The 4,730-nt window shown below is 28.6% G+C and carries 4 protein-coding genes; all 4 read left to right on the top strand.

Translation table 11 applies throughout. The features are described from left to right. The first annotated feature begins 531 nt into the window (after window positions 1–531). The 4 genes from DCC39_RS18515 to DCC39_RS18500 all read left to right on the top strand — a co-directional run bounded on the left by DCC39_RS18515 (window position 532) and on the right by DCC39_RS18500 (window position 4,666). Window positions 532–1,551 carry a hypothetical protein gene (locus DCC39_RS18515; RefSeq protein WP_116556367.1) on the top strand — a complete coding sequence of 340 codons (1,020 nt, stop codon included), beginning with the start codon at window positions 532–534 and terminating at the stop codon, window positions 1,549–1,551. Window positions 1,552–1,908: 357 nt separating this feature from the next. Beyond that, entirely contained in the window at window positions 1,909–3,171 is a 1,263-nt protein-coding gene (locus tag DCC39_RS18510) for a hypothetical protein (RefSeq protein WP_116556366.1), read from the top strand. Next, window positions 3,168–3,668, top strand: a complete 501-nt coding sequence (locus tag DCC39_RS18505; protein WP_116556365.1) for a three component ABC system middle component — start codon at window positions 3,168–3,170, stop codon at window positions 3,666–3,668. The genes DCC39_RS18510 and DCC39_RS18505 overlap by 4 nt, the downstream gene beginning before the upstream one ends. Then, window positions 3,665–4,666 carry an AAA family ATPase gene (locus DCC39_RS18500; RefSeq protein WP_116556364.1) on the top strand — a complete coding sequence of 334 codons (1,002 nt, stop codon included), beginning with the start codon at window positions 3,665–3,667 and terminating at the stop codon, window positions 4,664–4,666. The genes DCC39_RS18505 and DCC39_RS18500 overlap by 4 nt, the downstream gene beginning before the upstream one ends. Window positions 4,667–4,730 lie beyond the last annotated feature (64 nt).

The following is a 4,730-nucleotide window of genomic DNA, read 5'->3' as shown; positions in this document are numbered from 1 at the left end:
GCTGGCCAGTAACAAAGGCTTTCAGCCGTAGAGCAAACCACCCGTTCACACGGGTGGTTTTGATTTACTACTTTTGGCTAGTTATGTCCCAGCCTCTCTGACCGAAATACAAGTTGCCCTAACAACATCATTATTATACCACCCATTTATAAAAATTAAACATTGTTTAAGTGAGCTATTAATATGGAAATTGTTAATTTAGCTAGTTATTAAGTAATGAAAAATCATGTAATTGTGTTTACAAAATGTAGCGTAATATTGTTTAGACTTTTAAGCCGGATCTGCTTTTCCTTTTATTATTTAGCTACACTCCCAATGTAAAGGAGATATTACTAGACAAAAAGGGAGATTCATTGACAATTTTAGCCATGAGCTACAAAATAGTATTGATGTGATTTAAATTATTTTATTAATGACTATGCACTACCATTATGATTGAATTCAACCTAGACAATCAGAAGCTAAACCTTTATTTGGTAACTTCTGATTTTTTTATAAAAAATTACAAGAATTATAAAAAAGAGGGAAATTATGAAGAGAAAAAGTTTAATTGATTTTTATAAAGAAACAGACTATACCACTACAAGTCTATCTATCAGAGGTATCGCCCCTAGACCTAGCGAATGGAATGTGCCACTTTTTATAAAAAATGTCTATCCTACAAATATTGATTTATTCAAAAAATCTTTTAATAACAATCAGGTTGAGATTGAATTAGATCAACAGGATTTAGATTATTTTAAAGCACTGTTGTTACATGAATCGTTATTTTACTTTTATAAGGCTTTTTATAATTACTTATGTGCATTGAAACTGTATGATGGTGGACTTCAACATTGGATAGAAATAACAGCGTATTATGCTAAATTCTATTTAGCAAACAGTATTATTACCTTAGCAGGAAAGTCTAGATACATAGTTACTGGGAGTAGTAATAACTTCGTTGAAGAGATTTATAAGTTAGTTAATAGTAAGGGATACCATAGAAACATAAATAAAAATGGTAGACTTATACCTAGTCATGCAAAATATGGCATTGAAATTGAAATTAATCCATTTATAAACGAAGGAAAGCTAAGGATTATTAATAATTTAGGTAGCGGTGGTTCGCATGGTTTTGTCTGGAAAAAGTATTTAGAATTACATACAGAAGAATTTGATATCACTAAAATGACCTATAGTTATCCACAGCATCTATCGGATCATAGAAATCTCGAAAATTATTCTTTTGAAGGTTATAAACAGTTGGATTTTAATTTAGAAGTAGAAAATTTTAAAGGTTACTTTCAAAGAGATTATATCAAAGAGCAATCAAAATTAATTTATACAAGTGAAACCGCTATTATACTAGGAGTAATTGGTGAGTTGTTTAATTTATATGAGGAATTTCAAGTAAGTAAATTGCCAATTGAAAAGGAAAAATTGATATATATGTGTAGATATACACTGGGTGATTCTGAACAATCTAGAAAATTGGCAGATTTAATAGATTCTGGTTTTCCAAGTAAGAATAAATATTTAGATGAGTATTATTGGTATGAAGAAAACTAAATAGCTCTATTATTAGAACGGTTACAATTTAAGTGTAGAGAAAGAGAAATTAGATGAAGGAAATTAATAAAGAATTAGAAAAAACAGAAGCCGAGGAAACGGTGTAAACTAGCGCCAGCAGTCGGGGAATCAGTTGTTGTTCCTATGTAAATATTAGATGATGGAAAAAAGTACGGTAGGGAATCAGGAACAAGTCTAATGAGTTGTGGAATTTATAACTGAAAGTAGACTTTTGTAAAGGAAAATGAGTATTTTTCTTATAAAAGGTATTTAGGCATCGCTGAACATTCTTGTAGTTTGAAAAGGTTTTATATATAAAAAATATCTAAACAAGAAAGCGTGAAGGTGATTTTTGCTATGAGTAAAGAAAAATCTATACAAGAAAAGACCTCTGCGGATTCTAAATCTATTGGGTTTGATTATCAATATTATTTTTTTCTTAATGAACTTTTACAAATTAAAGAAGGTCAAACGGTTGGATATGAAGTGAAGGATGATGTCCATATCGAGATGAGGGATGGAATGGAAACGTTGATTCAACTAAAACATTCAATTTCCTCCACTGGTACTTTATCTGTGAAAGATGAAGACTTATGGAAAACTATTAGTAATTGGATAGATATAATTACTGATAGTGCATTGGGGCGCTCAGCAAGTGATTCACAAATTGAATTTATAAAAAATACTAATTTCTTGTTAGTGACAAACAAATCTAATTCAAGTAGGAATGAATTCTTAAAAAAAGTAAACCTTTTAAAAGAAAATAGTTTAACGATAACCTCATTTAAGGAGTATTTATTAAAATTATGCACTCCAAAAAAAGGGAAAAATAAGTCACAAGTTGATAAGTACATAAGTAAACTGCACTCTAAAGATAATGAATTTGTGGAAGAGTTTATTAAAAAATTAGACTTTTGTTTAAGTAAGGATGATCTATTTGATTTAATTTACACTCGTTTGAAGGAAAAGAATGTTCCGGAAAGAAGGCTAGAAAATGTATTTCACGCTATAGATAGTAGTTTGAGAAAGATGATCTACGAAGAAGTAAAATCAAGAAAAAAAGTTATTATAAGTTTTGAAGACTACTATAAGAGATTTACCCGTTACTTTGAATTAGGAAGAAGTAAAAAACTCCCAATCAAACTTATTACACCGAAAAAACCAATACCAGACGATTATAATAGCTATCTTTCAATTAAACAACTACTTGATGCTGAAATTTTAGATAAAGATGATTTAGATTATGAAGATGAGTTAGTAACAATTTTTACTTCAAAGATACTTTTATTAAATAATATAGAGGAATGGTTGCAAGAAAGTGAAATAACAGAAGAAGAGAAAATGAGATTTAATAGTAATTCAATTAGGATATGGGAAATATCCCATAAAAAGTCTCATGCAAAACTAAAAAGGAAACTTAGAAGAGTAAGTATTGATGAACTTGATAGTGAAGAAATAATAGAGTGTGCTACAGAATGCTATTATGATGTTTTAGGGGAAAAACTGACCATCGACGAAACTGAATTAGATCAAGATTTAAGTAATGGCCAATTTTATGTATTATCAGATGAACCAAGTATTGGTTGGAGAATAGATTGGAAGGAACTGTATAAAAATTGAGGGAAGTAAATTACAGAAATAACGATTATTATTCAAATGATTCCTTTAACAATGAAGTATTGGGATTGATAGCAATATACTATGTGTTAAAACATGCTCATAAAATGAGTAGTGCTAAAGTTATGTTAATTTTACCATTAGCTTTTCATAACAATATTGTTAGATATATAAATGATTCAAGAACAGATGTTAAAAGTATAGATCAGTTAATAATAAAAAAACCAGAATTTTTTTCGAATTTTAATGAAAGATTCTATTCAATGCTAGAAATATCAGCTAATTCAACACTTATATTAGCTGCTATGAATCTAATTTCAATTCAAGAAGATGGAATGATTGTTTTGAAGGATAGTGACGAGAATTTGCTGTTAGAAAGCACAAAAAAAAAAGATATAGGAATAAGAGCGTTTAATATAGTAAAAGCCTCTAAAGGTATTGGAGAACTACTAAATCAAAGGAAAGAAAATTTATATTTACAATTAAGGGTGGAAATATGAAATTTAGTATAAATAAAATATTGCTTTGGTTAAAAAGCGGAAATTTAAGGGAAATAAAATTTAGGAGAAATAAGATTAATGTAATAACAGGAGACAGCGGAACCGGTAAAACTGAAATATTAAGTATTATTGATTATTGTTTTTTTGGAAGTAGAGCAGATATTACTGATGAGATAATTAATGAAAATGTTACGTGGTATGGAATAAATTTTAATATTAATGATAACGTATATACACTTGGTAGAAGATGTATTGAGAAAAGAGAGGTGTCAAAAGATTATTTTTTTCATGCTGATGGTTATATTCCAAAGATGCCTGCTGTAAATAATGATGAAAAACAAATTAAAAAAATTATTGATAAGGAATTTAGCATTACTGAGAGAACAGTATTTCCATATGGAGGAAAAAATATCACTTTAGGAAGTAAGATATCACCACGGTACTTTTTTATGTTTAATACTCTATCAGGTGATACAATTGATCATAGTGAGATATTCTTTGATAAGCAGAATATTGACAGGTATAGAGATGCATTAATGAATATTTTTGATTTAGCAGTAGGGATTGAAACAGAAGAAAATTTATTAAAGAAAGAAAAGCTTAATGTTTTAAAGGCAGATTTAAAACAATGGAGAAGAAAACTAACTCTAATAGACAAAGAAGTTGAAGTTTTCAATAAGAATATAGTTGATTTATCGAAGAAAGCAAAAGAATTTAATTTAATAGATTATGATTTAACAGACCCAGCTAAACTGATGAAAAGATTTGACGAAATAAGTAGTACATATAAAGAAGAAAGTATAGAGATCAACCTTGAAAGAATCAATAAATTAAAAACAGAGAAAAACAAAATTTTAAGGAAAATAAGAAATCTCAAGAAGTTTAAACTTGAAATAGAAAGGTATAAAAAATTAGAGAAAAATAAACTTGATAGTCTAAAACCAGTTAGAATTTTGAATGAAAGTTACAAGTTACTAAAGATTCCTGAATTAGATTGATTATTGCGGATGAATTGAGCCACTTCTGCAGAGTTTTGAGCCAGTCAGTGCGGAAAAGAGAGCC

The sequence above is a fragment of the Pueribacillus theae genome (assembly GCF_003097615.1).
Lineage (GTDB): Bacteria > Bacillota > Bacilli > Bacillales > UBA6769 > Pueribacillus > Pueribacillus theae.
This window is presented reverse-complemented; position numbering and strand designations above follow the sequence as displayed.